Annotated in this window: 15 protein-coding genes; 12 read left to right on the top strand and 3 right to left on the bottom strand. The window is 53.5% G+C overall.

From position 1 onward, the window contains the following. The first annotated feature begins 13 nt into the window (after positions 1–13). From IPN28_06235 to IPN28_06210, 6 genes are all read left to right on the top strand, one after another. On the top strand, positions 14–880 hold the full coding sequence (locus tag IPN28_06235) for a protein-glutamate O-methyltransferase (protein QQS58410.1): 867 nt from the start codon (positions 14–16) through the stop codon (positions 878–880). A 91-nt stretch (positions 881–971) separates the two neighbouring features. After that, complete coding sequence (purH, locus tag IPN28_06230) at positions 972–2,576, top strand: bifunctional phosphoribosylaminoimidazolecarboxamide formyltransferase/IMP cyclohydrolase (protein ID QQS58409.1); 1,605 nt, start codon at positions 972–974, stop codon at positions 2,574–2,576. Positions 2,577–2,991: 415 nt separating this feature from the next. After that, positions 2,992–4,485: a hypothetical protein gene (locus tag IPN28_06225; protein ID QQS58408.1), complete on the top strand. Its 1,494-nt coding sequence runs from the start codon at positions 2,992–2,994 to the stop codon at positions 4,483–4,485. A gap of 91 nt (positions 4,486–4,576) precedes the next feature. Then, complete coding sequence (locus tag IPN28_06220; GenBank protein ID QQS58407.1) at positions 4,577–10,162, top strand: hypothetical protein; 5,586 nt, start codon at positions 4,577–4,579, stop codon at positions 10,160–10,162. Between the two features lie 43 nt (positions 10,163–10,205). Next, positions 10,206–10,682, top strand: coding sequence for a hypothetical protein (locus IPN28_06215; GenBank protein ID QQS58406.1), 477 nt, complete (start codon positions 10,206–10,208; stop codon positions 10,680–10,682). Between the two features lie 61 nt (positions 10,683–10,743). Beyond that, complete coding sequence (locus IPN28_06210) at positions 10,744–11,109, top strand: hypothetical protein (GenBank protein QQS58405.1); 366 nt, start codon at positions 10,744–10,746, stop codon at positions 11,107–11,109. A gap of 336 nt (positions 11,110–11,445) precedes the next feature. Here IPN28_06210 and IPN28_06205 read toward each other — a convergent pair whose 3' ends face one another. The 3 genes from IPN28_06205 to IPN28_06195 form a co-directional block, all read right to left on the bottom strand. Further along, a complete protein-coding gene (locus IPN28_06205) occupies positions 11,446–11,733 on the bottom strand; it encodes a hypothetical protein (protein QQS58404.1) in 288 nt (95 codons plus the stop codon). Positions 11,734–11,836: 103 nt separating this feature from the next. Then, positions 11,837–12,931: a hypothetical protein gene (locus tag IPN28_06200; GenBank protein ID QQS58403.1), complete on the bottom strand. Its 1,095-nt coding sequence runs from the start codon at positions 12,929–12,931 to the stop codon at positions 11,837–11,839. A gap of 153 nt (positions 12,932–13,084) precedes the next feature. After that, entirely contained in the window at positions 13,085–13,360 is a 276-nt protein-coding gene (locus tag IPN28_06195) for a hypothetical protein (GenBank protein ID QQS58402.1), read from the bottom strand. Between the two features lie 168 nt (positions 13,361–13,528). Here IPN28_06195 and lepA point away from each other — a divergent pair, with 168 nt between their 5' ends. The 6 genes from lepA to IPN28_06165 all read left to right on the top strand — a co-directional run bounded on the left by lepA (position 13,529) and on the right by IPN28_06165 (position 18,959). Then, the gene (lepA, locus tag IPN28_06190) at positions 13,529–15,352 is read left to right on the top strand and encodes an elongation factor 4 (GenBank protein QQS58550.1); all 1,824 of its coding nucleotides are present in this window, start codon (positions 13,529–13,531) and stop codon (positions 15,350–15,352) included. 603 nt (positions 15,353–15,955) lie between these two features. Then, the gene (locus IPN28_06185; protein ID QQS58401.1) at positions 15,956–16,198 is read left to right on the top strand and encodes a hypothetical protein; all 243 of its coding nucleotides are present in this window, start codon (positions 15,956–15,958) and stop codon (positions 16,196–16,198) included. Next, a complete protein-coding gene (locus IPN28_06180) occupies positions 16,195–17,079 on the top strand; it encodes a hypothetical protein (GenBank protein QQS58400.1) in 885 nt (294 codons plus the stop codon). The genes IPN28_06185 and IPN28_06180 overlap by 4 nt, the downstream gene beginning before the upstream one ends. A 4-nt stretch (positions 17,080–17,083) precedes the next feature. Further along, positions 17,084–17,986 (top strand): 50S ribosomal protein L3 N(5)-glutamine methyltransferase, encoded by a 903-nt coding sequence (gene prmB / locus IPN28_06175; GenBank protein ID QQS58399.1) that lies wholly within the window; start codon positions 17,084–17,086, stop codon positions 17,984–17,986. Further along, positions 17,983–18,579: a DotI/IcmL/TraM family protein gene (locus IPN28_06170; GenBank protein ID QQS58398.1), complete on the top strand. Its 597-nt coding sequence runs from the start codon at positions 17,983–17,985 to the stop codon at positions 18,577–18,579. Before prmB ends, IPN28_06170 begins: the two co-directional genes overlap by 4 nt. A 173-nt stretch (positions 18,580–18,752) precedes the next feature. Next, a complete protein-coding gene (locus tag IPN28_06165) occupies positions 18,753–18,959 on the top strand; it encodes a hypothetical protein (protein ID QQS58397.1) in 207 nt (68 codons plus the stop codon). Position 18,960 lies beyond the last annotated feature (1 nt).

The following is an 18,960-nucleotide window of genomic DNA, read 5'->3' as shown; positions in this document are numbered from 1 at the left end:
AGGGAATGGGATCATGCGTATTACGGATTTCGATATCTACCGTGATCTGCTCAAGGGGAAATCCGGGCTGGTGATTACGCCCGATAAATCCTATCTGCTCGACTCGCGCCTCAATCCGGTGGCAAAAAAATGGGGGTACGAGAGCATTGATGCGATGACCAACGTGCTGCGCGGAATGCCGCCAAAAGAACTGGTCAACGATATTGTCGAGGCGATGACCACCAATGAGACGTCTTTCTTCCGTGACACCAAGCCGTTCGATACGTTCAAATCCCACGTCCTTCCCTATTATAAAACCCAGATGGCCCGGCCAAAAAAGCTTCGTGTCTGGAGCGCGGCGGCGTCCAGCGGTCAGGAATCTTATTCCCTTTCGATGCTCCTGAAAGAAGAGCAGGCCACCCTGCCCGGCTGGCAGTTTGAAATCGTCGCCACCGATATCTCGCACGAGATTCTTGAGCAGGCCAAGGAAGGGCTTTACACCCAGTTTGAAGTTCAGCGCGGCCTTCCGATCCAATACCTGATGAAGTACTTCACGCAGCAGCAGGACAAGTGGCAGCTCAAGCCTGAGATCAAAAGCATGGTGAAGTTCCAGTATTTCAATCTGCTCGATAAAATGGCGGGGCTGGGGCACTTCGATGTGATTTTCTGCCGGAACGTCCTAATCTATTTTGACCAGCCGACCAAAAAGATGGTGCTGGATAATATGGCCAAGCAACTGGCGCCCGACGGCTTTCTTTTCCTCGGCGGGGCGGAGACGGTTCTGGGCATCACCGAGTCCTTCAAGGCGGTGCCGAACCAGCGCGCCCTCTACGCAAAGCCGGACAGCGTCCATTGCGGGGCGCCCGCAGCCCCGGCCAAGAGTACGCAGGCTCTTGCCTAGCTTTCCGTTTTATGTCTATCATCCGCCCGCCTGAAGGCCGTTTTTCCGCCTTGGGCTGACGCATCCCCTTGATAAACAGTTAGGTTTTCCAATGCCCCCCCATCCCTCCTCCGATTCCGGACTCTTGCCCATCCGCCGCGCCCTGCTTTCCGTGTCCGACAAAACGGGGCTGATCCCCTTCGCACAGGCTCTTGTTCAGCACGGCGTGGAATTGCTGTCCACAGGAGGGACCGCGAAAGCCCTGCGTGAGGCCGGACTTCATGTCATGGATGTCTCCGAGGTCACGGGCTTTCCCGAAATCATGGACGGGCGTGTGAAAACCCTGCATCCCAAAATTCACGGCGGCATTCTGGCCCGCCGCGACCTACCCGAACATCGCGCTGCGATGGCCGCGCACGGGATCGCGGGGATTGATCTGGTCGTTATTACGCTTTATCCCTTTACCGAGACCGTCAAGGGCGGCGGGGATTTTGAAAGCTGCATTGAGAATATCGATATCGGCGGTCCGGCGATGATCCGGGCGGCGGCGAAGAACCACGACCATGTCGCGGTGGTGACCGATCCTGACGATTATCAGATCCTCCTTGCGGAGATGGAACAAAATAAAGGCGCGGTGAGCGGCGCCTTAAGAAAAAATCTTGCCCTTTTGGCTTTTTCCCTAACCGCTTCCTATGATTCCAGTATCTCCAACTGGCTGGCCGGACAGGCCGGGGAGACGGCGCCCCGGAGGCTCACCATTTCCGGGCGTCTCAAACAAAAACTCCGCTACGGAGAAAACCCGCATCAGGCAGCGTCCCTTTATGTCATGGAGGACAACGCCCGTCCCGGCGCGGCCACCGCCGCACAGATTCAAGGCAAGGAGCTGTCCTATAACAATATCAACGACACCAACGCCGCCTATGAGCTGGTCGCCGAGTTTGAGCAGCCCGCCGTGGCGATCATCAAGCACGCCAATCCCTGCGGCGTCGCGGTGTCTGGGTCTCCGCTTGACGCCTACCGCAAAGCCCTGCTCTGCGATCCGGTCAGCGCCTATGGCGGCATCATCGCGATCAACCGCACTTTGACCGCCGATCTGGCTGCCGCCATTCTCGAACGGTTTGTCGAGGTCATTATCGCGCCCGATATTTCCGCCGATGCCTTGCCGCTTCTTAAGAAAAAAGAGAACATCCGGGTGCTGGCCGCCGGAGGGCTTCCCGATCCACATGAATCGTATCTGACCCTTAGTCGAATCGCCGGCGGGTTTTTGACTCAGAAATGCGACTCCCTGACCCTTGAACGCGACTTGCTTAAAGTGGTGACCGATCGCCCCCCCACCGAACAGGAAATGACCGATCTTATTTTCGCTTTTCAGGTCTGCAAGCACGTTAAATCCAATGCCATCGTTTATGCCAAGGACGGGGCGACGGTGGGGATCGGGGCGGGACAGATGAGCCGAGTCGATTCGTGCCGTATCGCCGCGTGGAAAGCCGAGGAATCCGCTAAAACCGCAGGGCTTTCCGAGCCGCTGACCTGCGGGTCCGTGGTCGCGTCCGATGCCTTCTTCCCCTTCGCGGACGGGCTGATTGCCGCCGCCGAGGCGGGGGTCACCGCCGTCATCCAGCCCGGAGGGTCCATCCGCGACCCGGAAGTCATCGCCGCGGCCAATGAAAGAGGCCTTGCGATGGTCCTGACCGGCCTTCGCCATTTCCGGCACTAACTCCTCCAATTTCGGAACTATGTAGTATTTATAAAGTAACTCTACAAGCATAAATATAATAAATAGCAAAAATATTTACCTAAATAAATAAATAATAAATAATAAATATAGTAATTCTATACTATATAAATTGTTTAAATATCAAATAAATTTCTTGCATATCTTTTTTCCCATAAGGTATAATGACCTTAAATAAAGCCACTATAAAAATAAGTTGGCCTTTGGGTTTGGGGTGAAAAGCGGCAGAAACGCTAGGGTTGAATAAAAAAAAGCGTTCTGCAAACAAACTTGGAAGTACTCTCTAAAATTTAGGGCTTTTGGGTCTGGGGTCTATAAAAAACGGGTAAAACTAAGAAAATATTGATACTATTTAACCATAATAAAAACGCGGAAAGGCAAGTTGTAGAGGGTTTCAATGGGTTGGCTTGGCAATGCATGGGATAGGGTTTCGGGCGCTGTAGTCAGCGTTGCCACCGCCCCTTTCAAGGCAGAGACCTACCAGAAGGCTTGGGATGGCGTAAAATCCGGGGCCAACTGGGTCAACGAAAAAGCCATTCAACCTGCCGCCAAGTGGGTTGGAGATAATGCTCCGAAGCTTCTTGAGGCTCAGACTTGGAAAAATGCCGGAAGCGCTGTTGTCGATTACGGTAAGTTTGTCGTTAATAATCCTCTTCTTGCCGCTCGTCAGGCTGGTCAAGGCTTAAGCAACTCCGTTACCGGTCTTGGCGCCCTTGTGGTCGATATCGGGCGCTGGGGCGTCGAAGGCACTTATCATCTTGCACATAATACTGTCGTCGGCGCCGTTAACCTGGGTGCCGACAAGGATAAGAATATCCTCGAATACCGTAAAATGTCGGATTTCAATGTCGTGCAGAAATGGGTCGAGGATAAAACCGGCCACTATTTAGGCTACACCCGCGAAGAACTCAACCAGATGGTCCGTGACGGTAAGATCACCGAGCGTGATGCGTCGTATGCAGCCGGAACCAAGTATGGTTTTCAGGCCATTGGCGAAGTCGGTTCGATTGTTTTGGTGAGCGCTTTCACTGCAGGAGCCGGCGGCGTTGCCTTGGGCAGCCTCAGAGGCGGCGCCCTTGGTGTACGCGCTGTTGCAGTCGGCGAGGCTCTGGCCGAAACAGGCCGTTTGGGCCAGATTGCGGCAAAACCGTTGTATTGGTTCGGGCGCAACCCTACCGTTTCCTATCTTGAGAGAGCAGCGACACTTGCTGCTGAGGCTCCTAAACCCGGAGTTGTGGGTACTGTCATGCGCGGCCCCTTGAGGGTTTTTGATCCCGCACAGACCGAGCACGCTTTTGCTTCGTGGATGGGCAGCAAGCCCTTGTTTCAGAATCATATCACTTTGGCCAACGGCCTGCGCGCCGCCGAGGGGGGATTCAAGTGGACCAACCCTCTTCAAGCCAATGGACGCAGCGTTGTTGCCTGGACTATTGAAGGCGGCGGGGCTGCAATGTCCTACACTGTCAACAGCGCCAAGGAGAATGAACAGGTTCGCAAGGCCGATGCCGGAAGGGCTTACGCTTCCGGTGTTGTAGAGCAAGAAAACTCTGATGAAGCCAACCGCAAGCGTTATTACGATAGCCTGAGAGAAAGGGGTATTGATCCTTCTATGGCCCCTACCTACGAACAGGCAATGAGCGGTCAGCTTTCTGTCCAGACCGGGTCGCCTGCTGCACCCTCCCCTTCCGATAGTGCAACACAGCAGCCTTTAAGTCAGGAGTTTCAGAGCAATGCACCCAAGGACGAGGGCATTACTCACATTTTTACGATCGAGGGTTTTGAGGGGCTTAAGCAACCTACGCAACTTGACCCTCTCTCGCAGCAGGGTACGCCGGCCCAGCCGCGCCAACCTGCCCCTGTGACCCCCGGAATGGGGAATGGTAACAGGTAAGTGATTAAAATGCTGGAAAAAAGCAGAGCAGATATGTTACATTTGGTTAAAACTAATATAACCGTAAAAGGGCGATAAAGAGGGTTCATTCATGGCTGGTGCCGTAGTAAAATATATTGATGATTTTGCCCAGATTGTTGGCTCGTCTCTGGCGCATACTGCCCCAGAACTTCTGACGCAGCGGAAGGTCGCTACGCATTTTAAAAGTTTCTTCGAGGGCAGAAGTGGGCCTCTGAATCTTTCGGACTTCCGTAAGTGGTACGATGAAGCGCTGAAGAACGATGAGTTCAAGGATATCCTTAGCACCTCAGGTGTTCGCAGGTCTTTGGAGAGCGTTGCTGAAAACCAAATCAACCGCCAAAATTTTGATATCGAATTCAGATCTTTGCTGAGCAAGGGTGATGTTGACGAAAGAAGGATCAACCTCCTCGGTGCTGCATATAAACTTAGGCCGAATGATAGCGCCATTCTGGCCGCTCGTGTGGAGGCTAACCTTAAGCGTCAGGGCTTGTTGGGCTCTGCTCCTCCTGCAGGGAGCACAACGGCCCGCACTGCCGACGATACCCCTGTCGGTGGAAGCACGACCGCCCGCACCGCCGATGACGCCACTGCCGCAGGCAGCACAACCGCCCGCACCGCCGATGACGCAACTGCCGCAGGCAGCACAACCGCTCGCACCGCAGATGATGCCTCCCCGCTGCGGACCGCCGCAACGGTACCGGCCAAGCTAAAAGATGGGCTTGTTCCCTCATTCACGGGCGATCTTGGAAACCTGATGAACGCTCTCTTTACGCAGCGTTTTTCACACATAGCCGAGGAGGCTATGAACCGCGCCAAGTCCGCCGGGCTTAAGTTTGAAGAACAGCATGCTAAGTACATGGAGGCGCTGACGCAGCAGCAGGCCAAGTATTCTGCAGTTATTTCCGATATGCGCCGGACACTGGGCGATGGCGAAACACTCGATTCCGCTGCTTTTATGCGCTGGTATGAAGAGGCCGCAAAAAAAGGTGATTTTGCGGATGTCCTTGGAAACCCTGAGATTCGCAACGGTGTCGTTCGCCTCATTGACAATGTTGCTGAAACACAGGCCAGACGGAAAGCCTTCATCACCGCCTATAATGAGCGTCTGGCCAATACCTCACTCGGCGATGTCGAGCGTACGTTCGCCGGGGATCTTCAGAAAAAGTTTAATCTGGACGATGGTGATATGGCCGTTGTTGAGGCTCGGAGAATCTACGACGACGTTGCCAAGCACGCTGGTCTGTCTGCGGACGAGGCTGCGAATAAGTGGGCCCGCGCCGGCCAATCCGCTGACGAAGCTGTCGGCGGTGGCGGAGATGCTGCTGTAACTGGCGGTAAAACCGTTGGACGCCCTGCCGGGGATAACGGACAGCGCGTGATGCGTGCTAACTATGAGGACTGGCTTCACAAGTTAGCAGGTTACCACCCGAGCCATTGGGGATACGCACTATTTCCCAAGATGTGGCAAAACTGGGGTTTAGGAAGCCTGAAGCTGTCTCTTCCTTCTATCGCCAAATTTACTATGGCACACATGATCCGGCCTGCGATCAACCATGTCGACGGTCTTCTCAAGAAGACGGGAGTTATGGATGAGGTCATTGGTCTTCAAGGAGAACTGAACGCTATTGCGAAGAGAATGGGATCGTCTAACGGCTTGGATGCCATCTCCCCTGAGGCAGCCAAGCTGCAGCTTCAGAGTGTCATGAATAGTTTTTATTCAAGAAATTCTGGAAAAATTGACGAGGCCGTTACCGGTATCAACAAGATGCTCGACGAGCTGAACGATGGCGAGTCAGTTCTGCTTGGGAAAAAATACACTGGGGGTCTCACTGGGCTCACCGAGCGTCAGGCCGAGAATATGAGACGCTGGTTAGAAGACCTGCGTGACACCCTGCAAAAAACCAGACCCGTCAGGGAGTCTACCCAGAGTCTCGCCGATGGTTTTAAAAGTACCTTGGATCGCGTTGCGCGGATGGATGGTGCGAATGGCGATGTCATTAATGAACTGCGCTCCGCGGTTAGCAGACTGGACCTTACCGCAGATGATTCTGCGACCCTTATCAAGACCTGCGAGGACGAAATCACAAGGATTGTCGGCGCTTATGGTAACGACACTGTCGGCCTTAAGGAATTGCGCGACGCCTTGACCAAAATGAAGACTGAGGCCGACAAGCCTTCCGCTTTGGCCAAGACCTATATCGACGAGATCGACCGCATCGCCAAAGCTTACGGCAATGACACCAGAGGTGCCGCCGCCGATTTGGAGCTTATCCTACACAGCCGTTTCAGCCGCCTCGGGTCTGATGTCAAATTAAGGCTGGACGATGTGGTTATCGGCCTTGACGGGAAACCTGCGATAACTCCTAAAGGCGATCCGGTTCTGGCCAGCGTCTGGAGAACCAAGGTTCTGGAGCGGCAAATTCTGGCCGGCACCTATAACAGGCAGGACCGCGCTCTTAAGTTCCTGACCAGCGACACCGAACATAACCTTGAATTACGGGCGCATGAGTTGCTGCATTATTACGAGAGAAATGCGCCCAGGGCGGTCAACGTTGAACCAAAGAACGAATTCTTTGCCATGGTTCAGAGCTTTTACGATGCTGGCCTTGAGCAGGAAGCCGTTCGAATCATCCGTATCTTGAAGTCGAAAATGGGCGCGGCTGCACAGGACACACTCCCCAAGGGTTTTGAGGGAGTGGTTCGGGACGCGATGAGAGTCGAGGCCAATCCGCACAGAAAACAGTTCTATGAAGATCTACTTGGCGCCGCCATGTTCGAGCTTGATACGGGCCGTAAATGGGGTGCCCGGGAAGTGGAAAGAAAGTTCGTCGCCCCTCTGTCTGAATTCTGGTACATGGCCGAGGCGTTTCCCCTGCGCGGGGGCAAAGGAAGTATGGGTACGGGTTACTCTGTCCCTACTGTCGATAACTATCTTCGCTATCCCCTCAGAAACATGGGGACTGAGATTGTCGCCTACCTCACAGGTGGTCAGACCAAAATGGCTCCCGGGTGGAAGCGTGGAGAGTTCGTTATCGACGATGCTGACAAGCTGAGGGCGAGATTTGACTATACCTTGCTTTACCGCCGCCCTGAGGAGGAGGGTTTCAAATACAGTCAGGGTTTTTGGGGTAGGGAGCGCAGTCTGGGCGGAATTTTAGGCAAGGACGGCATTGCCGACCGGATGCCTTGGTTCGTTAAAATGCCTGCCCGCCTCATCAGCGGGGGGATGCTATCCGCCGAGTCGAAGATCGGTCTTTCTCTTCCGGGCAAAGTTTTGGCCGGCGGCGCCTTGGCTACATGGGGTGTCGAAAAAGGGACGGCTGCTCTGGGCTGGAACGATGGCGAAGGCTACAAGATGCCTGTGACCGCTACGGTTTTGGCCGCCGGTGCGTCCTTGAGAAATCCCCTGCTGCTTAACAAGATTTTCATGGGCACCACCGCGGGAATTTTTGGACTTGAAACTGCCGCACATTCAGTCGGCCTTACGGATGGCGGTTATGTCGATCCGCGTGGACCTATTCATTTCCTACAGTCTGCGGGTATTGGCTTCTTCGATATAGTGGCTGATGATATCCCGAAGTTTTTCTCTGGGGATAGATTTACTGGCCTTGATCTGGATACCGGTCGTATCGGACCTTGGTTCAAGGGTGGTACTGATGTTGACATCAAGAGTTGGATCCTGTCGTGGACCGACCGCGGCCCTGAGAGAAAGAGACAATACGAACAGTGGGCTACCGAGGCCGAGGATCTGAAAAACAGAATCGGCACGTCGATTGTTAATACCACCAACATTCATCAAGCCACGAAAATTCTTCTGGAGGATCTCGGCAAGGAGGTCACTGCGGCCCGTGGGCGCGGCGAGAACGATAAAGCACGGCAGCTTGAAGAGCTTCGTCAGAAGATTGAAGCTGAGTGGAAGGTCATTGATGACATTGTGTTGACTCAGCTGCCCAAGCTTCAGAGCGACGCTCGGGATGCCTTTTCAGACTTTAAAGATTCTAACGGAAATATCGTCGATGCCGAGGAAGCTCTGACCGATCTAAGAAACGTCAATACCCGGCTGACACAGCTTCAAACCGAGGCTAATACCCGTCAGAATAATATGCGTAGCCAACTGGCTGCCGCCCCTGCAGCGGTAAAGGCCGAAGCTGATTCTGTTCTCCGCAACGTGCCTACGGCTCCTGCTGTTGCTGTTCCTCCTACACCCGGAGCTCCTGTTGTGCCTCCTGCGCCCGGAACTGCTGTTGTGCCTCCTGCACCCGGAACTGCTGTTGTGCCTCCTGCACCCGGAACTGCTGTTGTGCCTCCTGCACCCGGAACTGCTGTTGTGCCTCCTGCACCCGGAACTGCTGTTGTGCCTCCTGCACCCGGAACTGCTGCTTCTGGTCCTGCTTATATCGGCCAGCCGTCCGGCCAAAGCACGACCACAGGTACACCCGAGCAACAGTTGACGGCAATTAAGGCCGAAGGTGACCGCGCCGCCCGCGAAATCAGGGATGATGTCAACAATACCAGCCAGCAAGCCCAGTATGCGAACGATACCGTCCGCCAACTTCTGGAACTGCAGGAGCAGGCCCGCAACAACAATGGCAACCCTGCTTACTTCGAGCCTGCCTTGGTTGAAGCCCGCCTTAGAGCTCAGGAAGCCAATCAGGCTCTGCAACAGGTTCAGGAAGCTGCAAGGCTCTCTGAGTCCGGCATTCAGGACATCAAGGCTGCCACTGTCGCGAACCTTGAGGTTGCGAGGAGCAAGCTGGTTGAGGCACAGACTCAAGCCCGTGCCGCCCGTGAAGCCCAGCAAAAGGCCTCCCGCGCCGCCGATAATCTACGCCGCGTTATCGAGTCCAACACTCAGATTGCTGATATGATCCACGATCGCACACAAAGGCAGCGTGTGGACTCTATTACTGGCGCTCTTGAGGGTGGTAATAACGGCCCAATTTCCAACCTGCTTCGTGACCGCGGACAGCCTGGAGGTCAGAGCTATCTAGGGCAGATGTTCAATGCTGTCGGCAACGCTTTTTCTGGCGTGCGTGACTGGTGGACCCGCGATGTCGCCCGTGCCGCTTCCAGATCTGAGGGTGGCAAAATGCTTTATCAGGGGGCCAATATCGGCCTCGGTGTGATTGCCGGCTTGATGGGAGTCAGTCTCTGGAACAGCACCTTTGGCGAGTGGACGGGTACAAAAATCAGTGGTGGCCTTAAGCTTCTGGTTGTTGGCGGCGCCCTTCTGTGGATGCTTAGGGGCAGCAGCGCTCTGGGCGACAAGCTGGATAAAATGGGCGGGCGTTATACCGCTACGGGCAATGATTACAATATGGGTAGCGGCGCGGTCGGCCCCAGCCCCTTTACCGCATCGACGGCCCCTGTCACCGATATAAACGGTAATGTCACACAGAGAGGGTTCCTCGGTATGGATACACAAGGCCGTACCGTCGGACACGAGCAGGAAGGTGTGTTTCGTGCTTCTGCTGACGGGCGGCCGAGGACCGAAGCCGCTGCTACGATGGGCGAAATGTCTCATGTTCCCAGCGAAGCCGCCGATGTGTTTGGACGCGCTCATAATGTCAGAAGCGACGATAACGGTACGCCGAAGGCTTCAGTTTACGATTTTGTCAACGGCGGACAAAACACTGCTCTGGCTTACGCTCATTGATCTTGGCAAACGTTATGACTTTAACCTTTAACGGACAAGTGGTATGATTTACGCGGGCGTAGGATATTATGCCTCCCGGCCTCTGGATCATGAGGCCTTTCTGGCTTTTCTTGTTATGTCTGACGATAATACCGACGAGCAACAAGTTCCTAAAAAGAGTTTAACCAGCATCAGGGATGACTGGGGAACCTCTTTGCGGTCTTCTCGGAAGTCTCTTTTTGAAAAGTCAGAGTTTGATATTTTCTGTGATCGGGAGATGGGAGAAACATTTATTTTTTACGGAAAGGATCTCCCTTGCACGATTGATTATCTTGAGTACAACCCCGAAAACCAGCGCGTCACCGTTTTTACCAACGATGGGCAGCAGCTTGATCTGGGTGCACGTATTCAATGGCTGATCCGGCCCTATTTTGCCAAGCCGCAAATTATCGTCATGGCCCGGACAAAAAACGGAAAGGTGGTCGAAGGTTTTGAGGTACGCCTCAAAATCAAGGTGCAGGAAGAAAAAACCGTGAATTAGAATTTTACCGGGGGGAGATTTCCCTCTGGCTTGTGTAATACAAAACAGTTAGTTTTAGGCAATGAACGAGACGACAGGACATACCAGCGAGAGACCCGTTTACGGCGATCTGACCGATTTCGTCTACGGCTGCGAGGATGGCAGCCCCTTGAGTATCCAGGTTGCGGTCAAGGAAGACGGACGCTGCGCCATCTTCCATAACAAACCCTTTAAAAACGAGCTGTCGTGGCTGGAGTTTGATCTTAGTACCTATCGGCTGGATTTCGTGATGGATGACGGGGAGATTCGGGATGCGGGACTGCCGCTGACCAAGGATGTGTCGAAAAATATGCAGAATTCGCATCAGGTTTTGATGATTTTACTGGATGACAAGACCGGGGAAGCCAAGGAAGGGCACTATATTCCGCTGATTTTGCACCGGGCATAAAAAAGTTTAGCGAAAGCGAAGAAAAAGCTGTTTTTTTTGAGTTGTTTTGGGTTAACATAGACTAAATAGAGGAGTGTAAAAAATGGCATTAGTGGGTCAAGAGTTAGCGAAACTGGCGGACACATTCAAGAGCGACTGCGCTACGTGCAGTTTTCAGGTTATGCCCGGTGCTGGGGCTTCCCTTTTTAACGGTTTGTCTGGTAATGCTGCAAGCATGGACATGACCTTTGATGGTGGGATTAACTCCGGGCCTCGTGTGTAAGTAGCCTTACGTTTTTCTTATTAGGCGTGGCGGCTTTTGCTGTCGCGCCTTTTTTGTTTTGCTCACCGTGCTTTCTATTTTTTTCCGTCTTGTAGGTCTTGAGCGTCTCTCGAATTCTGCTTCTTCCTGTGTTCTTCGCTGATCCGCTCTTGTTCCTGCCTTATTCTTTCAACTCTATTCTGCAGTGATTTTTCAAAAGCATCGGGATCACGAACCGCAATTTTCCAAAAAACAATAATCAGGGTCATCACCAGTATCACCAGGAGAACCGTGGGTGCTGCCTGCTTCCTGATGTCCTCCTCTTTGCCGAGAAAGACCACCTTTTCCAAAGGTTTATTTTTTAGATTATTCTTCTTGTCCATGGCTCAATCATATTTTTCCTGAGCATCATACCAGCCCCTTTCCCAAAGTAAACTGGCGCCTGCCCCGGTACCTGCGGGCTGGTCAAGATCGGAGGATTCAGGCTTACTGGATTTCCAGTTCCGCCACGTTCGAAAGATTTGGCCTTTGTCCGGCGTTGGTCTGATAGCGTTTCAACTCGTTCTTGGCTTCGTTGATCTCGCGGGGCATCAGGATAAAGTTATGAAGCTGGTTCGTACCGCCGTGGTGGCGGTCGATGATGTGCTCAACCGACAATCCGGTTCCATCCGGGATCTTTCCTGTCTCTTCCATCTCGGCGATCTGTTGTTCGGACAGGCCAAGAGCCTCTAACTCATCCGCATTTTCTATGGCGACCGTTTTGATGAATTTTTCTTTCTGAGCCTTGAACAGCTTCTTACGCAGTTCCCGGATTTGCTCGGACTCCTCGTAATGAAGAATAACGACCTCCTCCATGCCCTCGGGAAGGCCCGCCCGCGCCTCTTCAAAGCCCCGGATGTTCTTTTCGATGCTGCGCGGGTTGCCCTGATAGGCGCTTTTGATGGCGGCGATCATATTCTGGGCCGTTTCATCCGCTGAAGGCTTTTGATATTCGACGAAAAGCTTCTGTGACAATTCCTCATAGGCCGATAATGCGTTTTCAAGTTTTACGCCCATACTCTCAATGTTCTCAAGATTCCCCTCCAAATAACTGTTTATCTGGATAAAACTCATCGCTTCGTGCAAGGCTGCGTAATCAGCAGGGCTTAGCTTGTCTTCGCTATGTTCGAGGTAAAAATGAGTCAGGGCCACCAAATCGAAGGGTGTTATAAATCTTGTTTTTAAGAGTTCTCCTACCATTTCATAATTTTCTCTTATTCCGGCCCGTACAGACGACTCCGGCAAATCACCCTGCATCCTTTCCAACTCGCCCGCAAGTAGAAGGACCGCCTGATTTACATGCTCCGGTGAAGCGGACTCTGCGGAGGAAAAAATTTCAAAATTTTGCTCGCGGACGTTATACATAGCGATGTAAGTCTGCACACAGGCTATTAATTCGGGTATGGTCCGGGGGCCGTCCTGAGGCGTGCCGACCTGCTTCATGTCCTCGATATAAAGTGGACTTTCGCCCCCGCTTAACATCGAGCCAACCATGCGTATCTGCTTGTCCACGGAGTCGAGTATGGGCGTCCGCTGGCCCATAAAGTGAATTGTACCCAGCGCCTTATTGATCAATAGCCTGTATGTGTTCCCGGTGTTTTTGGCCAGCGCCTTCGCTCTGTTGTTGAAGTCGTGGCGGTTCTGCGTAGATATTCTGTTGAAAAGCTTCTGTCTTTCGAGGGGTGTAAGCGCGGCTTATTCCGAGGTCTGCGCCACTTCGTTCAGCGCGAGCTTGACCACATATTTGTTCGGTTTTCCCGATTTCAGCCCATGCATCAGATAGGCGTTCATCGCTATGGCATCCAGGGTTGTAAAAAGGATATCCCTTGTCCCAGGCATCTTAGACCAATCCTCTTCCTTTTCGATCTGTCTTTTCATGCCGACGGCAACCGCCGCCAGATGGACGGGCAATGCCATCTCCGGGATCGGAGGCAACCAACGCTCAAGCTTTTCTTTCAACCCGTCCGACATCGAATTCTTATTTTATCTGTTTATTTTCAAATACTTATACAGAAAAAGGCTCGTCCTGACAATTTTTTCTTCCTGTAGCTGGTTTTTGCTGTTTTTTGCGTGAAAGCCCCCCTATTTGGCCCTAAATTTTGATTGAACGGGTTGGCCAAAGCCCTTATGTTCGCGGGCATGAGCAAACCCGAGACCAAACCGCTGGCGCAGATCCGCAATTTTGCGATTATCGCCCATATCGACCACGGCAAAAGTACGCTGGCCGACCGGCTGATCCAGACCTGCGGCGGGCTGGAGGCGCGGGAGATGAAGGAACAGGTGCTCGATTCCATGGAAATCGAGCGTGAGCGCGGGATCACCATCAAGGCGCAGACGGTGCGCCTCGCCTATAAGGCCAAGGACGGGATCGAATACCAGCTTAATCTGATGGATACGCCGGGGCATGTGGATTTCGCCTATGAGGTTTCGCGCTCGCTGGCCTCTTGCGAGGGGTCTTTGCTGATCGTCGATGCTTCGCAGGGCGTGGAGGCGCAGACGCTGGCCAACGTCTATCAGGCCATTGAAAACAACCACGATATCGTCCCCGTCATCAATAAAATCGACCTGCCCGCCGCCGACCCGGACGCCGCCGCGCAGCAAATCGAGGATGTCATCGGGCTGGACGCCTCCGAGGCCGTTTTGTGTTCGGGCAAGACGGGGATCGGGATTGACAATCTTCTGGAGGCGATCGTCAAACGTCTGCCGCCGCCGCATGAGGGCGACCCGGATAAACCGCTGCGCGCCCTCTTGGTTGACTCCTGGTACGATTCCTATCTGGGCGTCGTCGTTCTGGTGCGGATTATCGACGGGACGATGCGTAAGGGGCAGAAAATCAAATTCATGAGCAATAACCGCACGCGGGAGATCGACCGTGTGGGGATGTTCACGCCCAAGCACGTTTTGCTGGATGTTCTCGGCCCCGGCGAGATGGGGTTCATCACGGCCTCGATCAAGGACATTTCCGAAACGAAGGTGGGCGATACGATCACGGACGATAAAAGGCCGTGCGAGACTTCCCTGCCCGGCTTCAAGCCGTCCATTCCTATGGTGTTCTGTTCGTTCTATCCGGCGGATGCCAGCGATTTCGAAAAGCTTAGGGAATCGCTGGGCAAGCTGAAGCTGAACGATGCCTCGCTGCAATACGAGATGGAAACCTCCCAGGCTTTGGGCCTTGGATTCCGGTGCGGGTTCCTGGGGTTGCTGCATATGGAGATCATCCAGGAACGGCTGGAGCGGGAGTTCGATCTCGACCTCATCCCGACGGCGCCGAGCGTCGTTTACCGCCTGAACATGACCAACGGCGACCAGATCAGCCTTTACAACCCCGTCGATATGCCGGACGTGGTGCGGATCAATAATATCGAGGAACCGTGGATCAAGGCGACCATTCTCGTGCCTGACGAATATCTGGGCGGATTGCTGCAACTCTGCCAAGACCGGCGCGGGGTGCAGATCGACCTGACCTATGCGGGGAATCGGGCGATGCTGGTTTATCGCCTGCCGCTCAACGAGGTGGTGTTCGATTTCTATGACCGTCTTAAGAGCCTCTCCAAGGGCTACGCCAGTTTTGACTATGAACTGGACGGGTATACGGAGAACGACCTCGTGAAAATGGATATCCGCGTGAACGAGGAGCCCGTCGATGCGCTGGCCATGATCGTTCACCGTTCCGCCGCCGAAAAGCGCGGGCGGGCGCTGTGCGAACGGCTCAAGGAGCTCATCCCCCGCCAGATGTTCAAGATCGCCATTCAGGCCGCGATCGGCGGGAAAATTATTGCCCGTGAGGATGTCTCGGCGATGCGGAAGGACGTGACCGCGAAATGCTACGGCGGCGATTTCACGCGGAAGAGAAAACTGCTCGACAAGCAGAAAAAGGGCAAGGCCAAGATGCGCCAGTACGGGCGCGTGGAAATCCCGCAAAGCGCGTTCATCAATGCCCTCAAGATGGGGGATGAGAAGTGACAGGGTGCTTAACCGCCACGAAGTGGCGCGTTTAGCCAACCTGTCATCCCCGCGCAGGCGGGGATCTGTTCAACCCATGCCCCCTATTTTATGGATCCCCGCTTGCGCGGGGATGCTGTTTAAGGTTTGATCCCACCCTCCGCCGCATCCCCACGAAGGTGGGTATCCCTGTAAGGTTTTAACACACAACGGTCACAGCGCACACGACGATGCCTGTACCCTCTCTGTCATTCCGGCGCAGGCCGGAATCCATCGTCAATAAAAACGCAGAGGCGCGGAGAACGCAGAGATTCCTCTTCCCCCTCTCCCTCAGGCTAACGCCCTTTCCCTCTCCCCGCCTGCGGGGAGAGGGAGGAAGGGAGAGGGGCGCGGGCTTTGCGCGAAAGTTGGTGTTTATCTCTGTGTGGTGATGCCGTTATAGTGGATTCCGGCCTTCGCCGGAATGACGGCCATGAAAGAAATGTCATCCCCGCGAAGGCGGGGATCGAGTTAATACACTACAGAGATAAACAGAGGCAGACAGAGATTTCCGTGCGAAAAGTCTCTGTTTATCTCTGTCTGGCTCTGGAGTTATAGTGGCTTCAGCGCAGAGATCGACGACCGATGAGTCAATTTTCACTTATTTTTGGCAGCGACGCAGAGGCCGATACCTACTATGCCGAGGTTCAGGACGAAAACGGCAAGGCTGTTTATTCCTTCGTCGAGCATAATGACGACCCGCAGAATATCACGATTGAAATTTATACGCCTGAAAGCAAGAAAGTTTGGTCTTTTGAAGCCGATGAATTTCTGAAATTTATGCTTCACGCGAAGGAAGAGTTGTATAAGCGGCGAAAAATAGCATGAAACAAAGAAAAATCCATTTCCTGTTAATCTTATTTGCTGGTTTAGCTTTTCTTCCGGGCTTAAAAGGTAAAAATATGACTGAGATATTCTTCAGACCACCTTCATTAGAACATGTACCTAGGGTTTTATGGGCCGGCTTGCTGCCTCCCTTAGAAAAAAGCAAGGCACAAGATGTTGTTGTTACGAAGAATAGCTATTTATCTGAGCAAATAGCTTTTATCAGGTTTAATGGTCTTGACGGCCGCTCCCTATCAATTACTGATTATCACGCCAAGGTTAAAAGCGGCTATGACTTTTATCTTGATAATGTCAAAAAAATTTTTGAAGTTTATGATGAAAATAAGGATGGCACAGCAACTTTAGAAGAAGCTACTCACTCCAATTATAAACATATGGCGTGCGTTACCACTTACATGCATAAGCCAGCAGATTATGGCTGCGCTTCTACTCCAGAGTTTCTAGAGAAACAAAAGCAAGCACGAATAAAATTTTTTCAAGCCCGCGATACGGATAAAGATGGTTTGGTTGAAGTATCAAAAATTTCTGATGTTGAAGAGGAGGTAGGAAAAAAACTTGCAAAAAGGTACAATGATATTCTTGATTATGTAAAACTTGATCAAAATGGAGATGATATTCTTACCGATCGAGAGTTAAAATCACTCGCTGAAACTGTGTTTGATATGCTCGATAAAGATCAAAATTCCGCCTTATCAACTGAGGAACAGCATGTTTTAATGACTTCGGAAAAAAGCCTTTTTGACTTGCATAGTTTTATGCGCCCGAGAAAATATTGTGGCTATAATAACGAAGGCAAGCGTGAATGTGTTATGGGTTCTGAAAGCGCCGCCTTATTTCCAAAACCGAAAGAAAATAAGCAATAACACAATGACCTCCACACTCCTCACCCTTTGCGATCTGATCCGCTACGGCACCACGACATTTTCGGAGGCGGTGCTGACCTACGGCCACGGCACGGATAACGCGTTCGACGAGGCGTGTTTCATGGTGCTCGAAACCTTGCACCTGCCGCCCGAGCATCTCGAAGCGTTCTGGCACGCCAAGGTCACGGACGCGGAGCGCACGCGCATCCTTGCCCTGTTCGAGAAGCGCGTGACCACCCGCACGCCCGCGCCGTATCTTGTCGGCAAGGCCAAATGTCAGGGCTATAGCTTCTTCTGCGATTCCCGCGCCATCATCCCGCGTTCGTTTATCGCGGAAATTCTCTGCGGCCCCGACACGCCCGCGCCGGATGCGGATGATGTGGCGCGCGTTCTGGACCTTTGCACCGGCGGGGGGAGCCTTGCGATAATCGCCGCCGATCTGTTCCCGTCGGCGCATGTTGACGCCGTGGATCTTTCGCCGGACGCGCTGGCGCTGGCCAAGAAAAATATTGAGGCGTACGGGTTCGAGGACCGGATGACGCTGTATCGGGGAGATCTGTTTGCGCCGCTGCCCAAAAACGCGCGGTACGATTTGATTATCACCAACCCGCCCTATGTCGATGCGGCGGGGATGGGGAATTTGCCGCCTGAATATGCAGCCGAGCCGAAGATGGCTCTGGATGGCGGGGCGGACGGGCTGGACCTTGTTCATATGATCCTGCGCGAGGCGCCCGGTTATCTGAAGCCGCAGGGGATGATGATCTGCGAGCTTGGGCGCTGCGGTCCTGCTCTGCAAGCGGCTTATCCCGACATGGCGTTTGCGTGGCTGAATACCGAGAACAGTCAGGGGGAGGTGTTCTTCCTGACCCGCGATGAATTGCTCGCGCTCAAGGACATGGCGGCGTGAGAGGCTTTCTCCTCCTGCTGGCTATGGTTCTTTCCGCCACACCCGCTCTGGCGGCGCAGGATTTGAAAAAACTCCGCACGGCGATGAAGCACTGGGTCTTCGACGCGACTTCAAACGCCCTGACCTTCAGCCACGATACTTATCTGGAGCGCCTGTCCGCCAACGCGAAATATTTCACGCCCAAGGGGTGCCGCAGCTATATGCGGACCATGCTGGATTACGGGATAGCCGACGGGGTGATGAAGCGCAAGGAAACGCTGGTTACGAACTCCTTCTGGAAGAAGCACGTGCGGCTCGACCCCTATGACCAGATCACGATCGACGAGGAAGAGGAGGACGAACGCTACGGGCTTTACACCTGGAAGGTCACCGTGCCGCTGATCCTGACTTTTTCGCGGGGCGCGTTCGCCCAGAATTACCGCTTCCCGGCGGATGTGCGGGTGGTGCAGCTCACGGCAGCGGACGGGTCGTTCAAGATCGACACGTGGTATGTCAGTTCCGTCACCGGCGGGATGACGCCGAAAAATTTCAGGGCGGACCGGCCGAAAAAGGACTACCTTTATTGTTATCGGCTTTATGACTCGGAGGAGTGATGAAAAAAATTGTGCTTATGGGCGTACTTGCTCTCACGCTGTCCGGCTGCATGGACCGGACGCGGAGCCGGATGGGAAATATTTTCGAGGACAGTGCGCGAGACGCGGGGGAAAGCGCCGGAGGCGGCTGATAGACCATAGGCAAGCCCCCCTTAACCTGCTACACATCGGTTATGCGCTCTGCCGTCCTCATTTTCTGCCTGTTCAGCCTGACCGGATGCGGTCTGGCCAAGCGTTTCATTCCCCGTCCCAAACTTTCGCCGCGGGTGATCCTCGTGCAGAACGATGCGGCTCCCGCCGATCCGTGTATGCCCGATGGGGCCGTGCTCGCGCTGGCGTCCGTTTACGGGCGGGAAACGCCCTCCCTGCTGCCCTCCTGAT

The organism is Alphaproteobacteria bacterium (genome assembly GCA_016699735.1).
Taxonomy (GTDB): Bacteria; Pseudomonadota; Alphaproteobacteria; order Micavibrionales; family Micavibrionaceae; genus JAGNKE01.
This window is presented reverse-complemented; position numbering and strand designations above follow the sequence as displayed.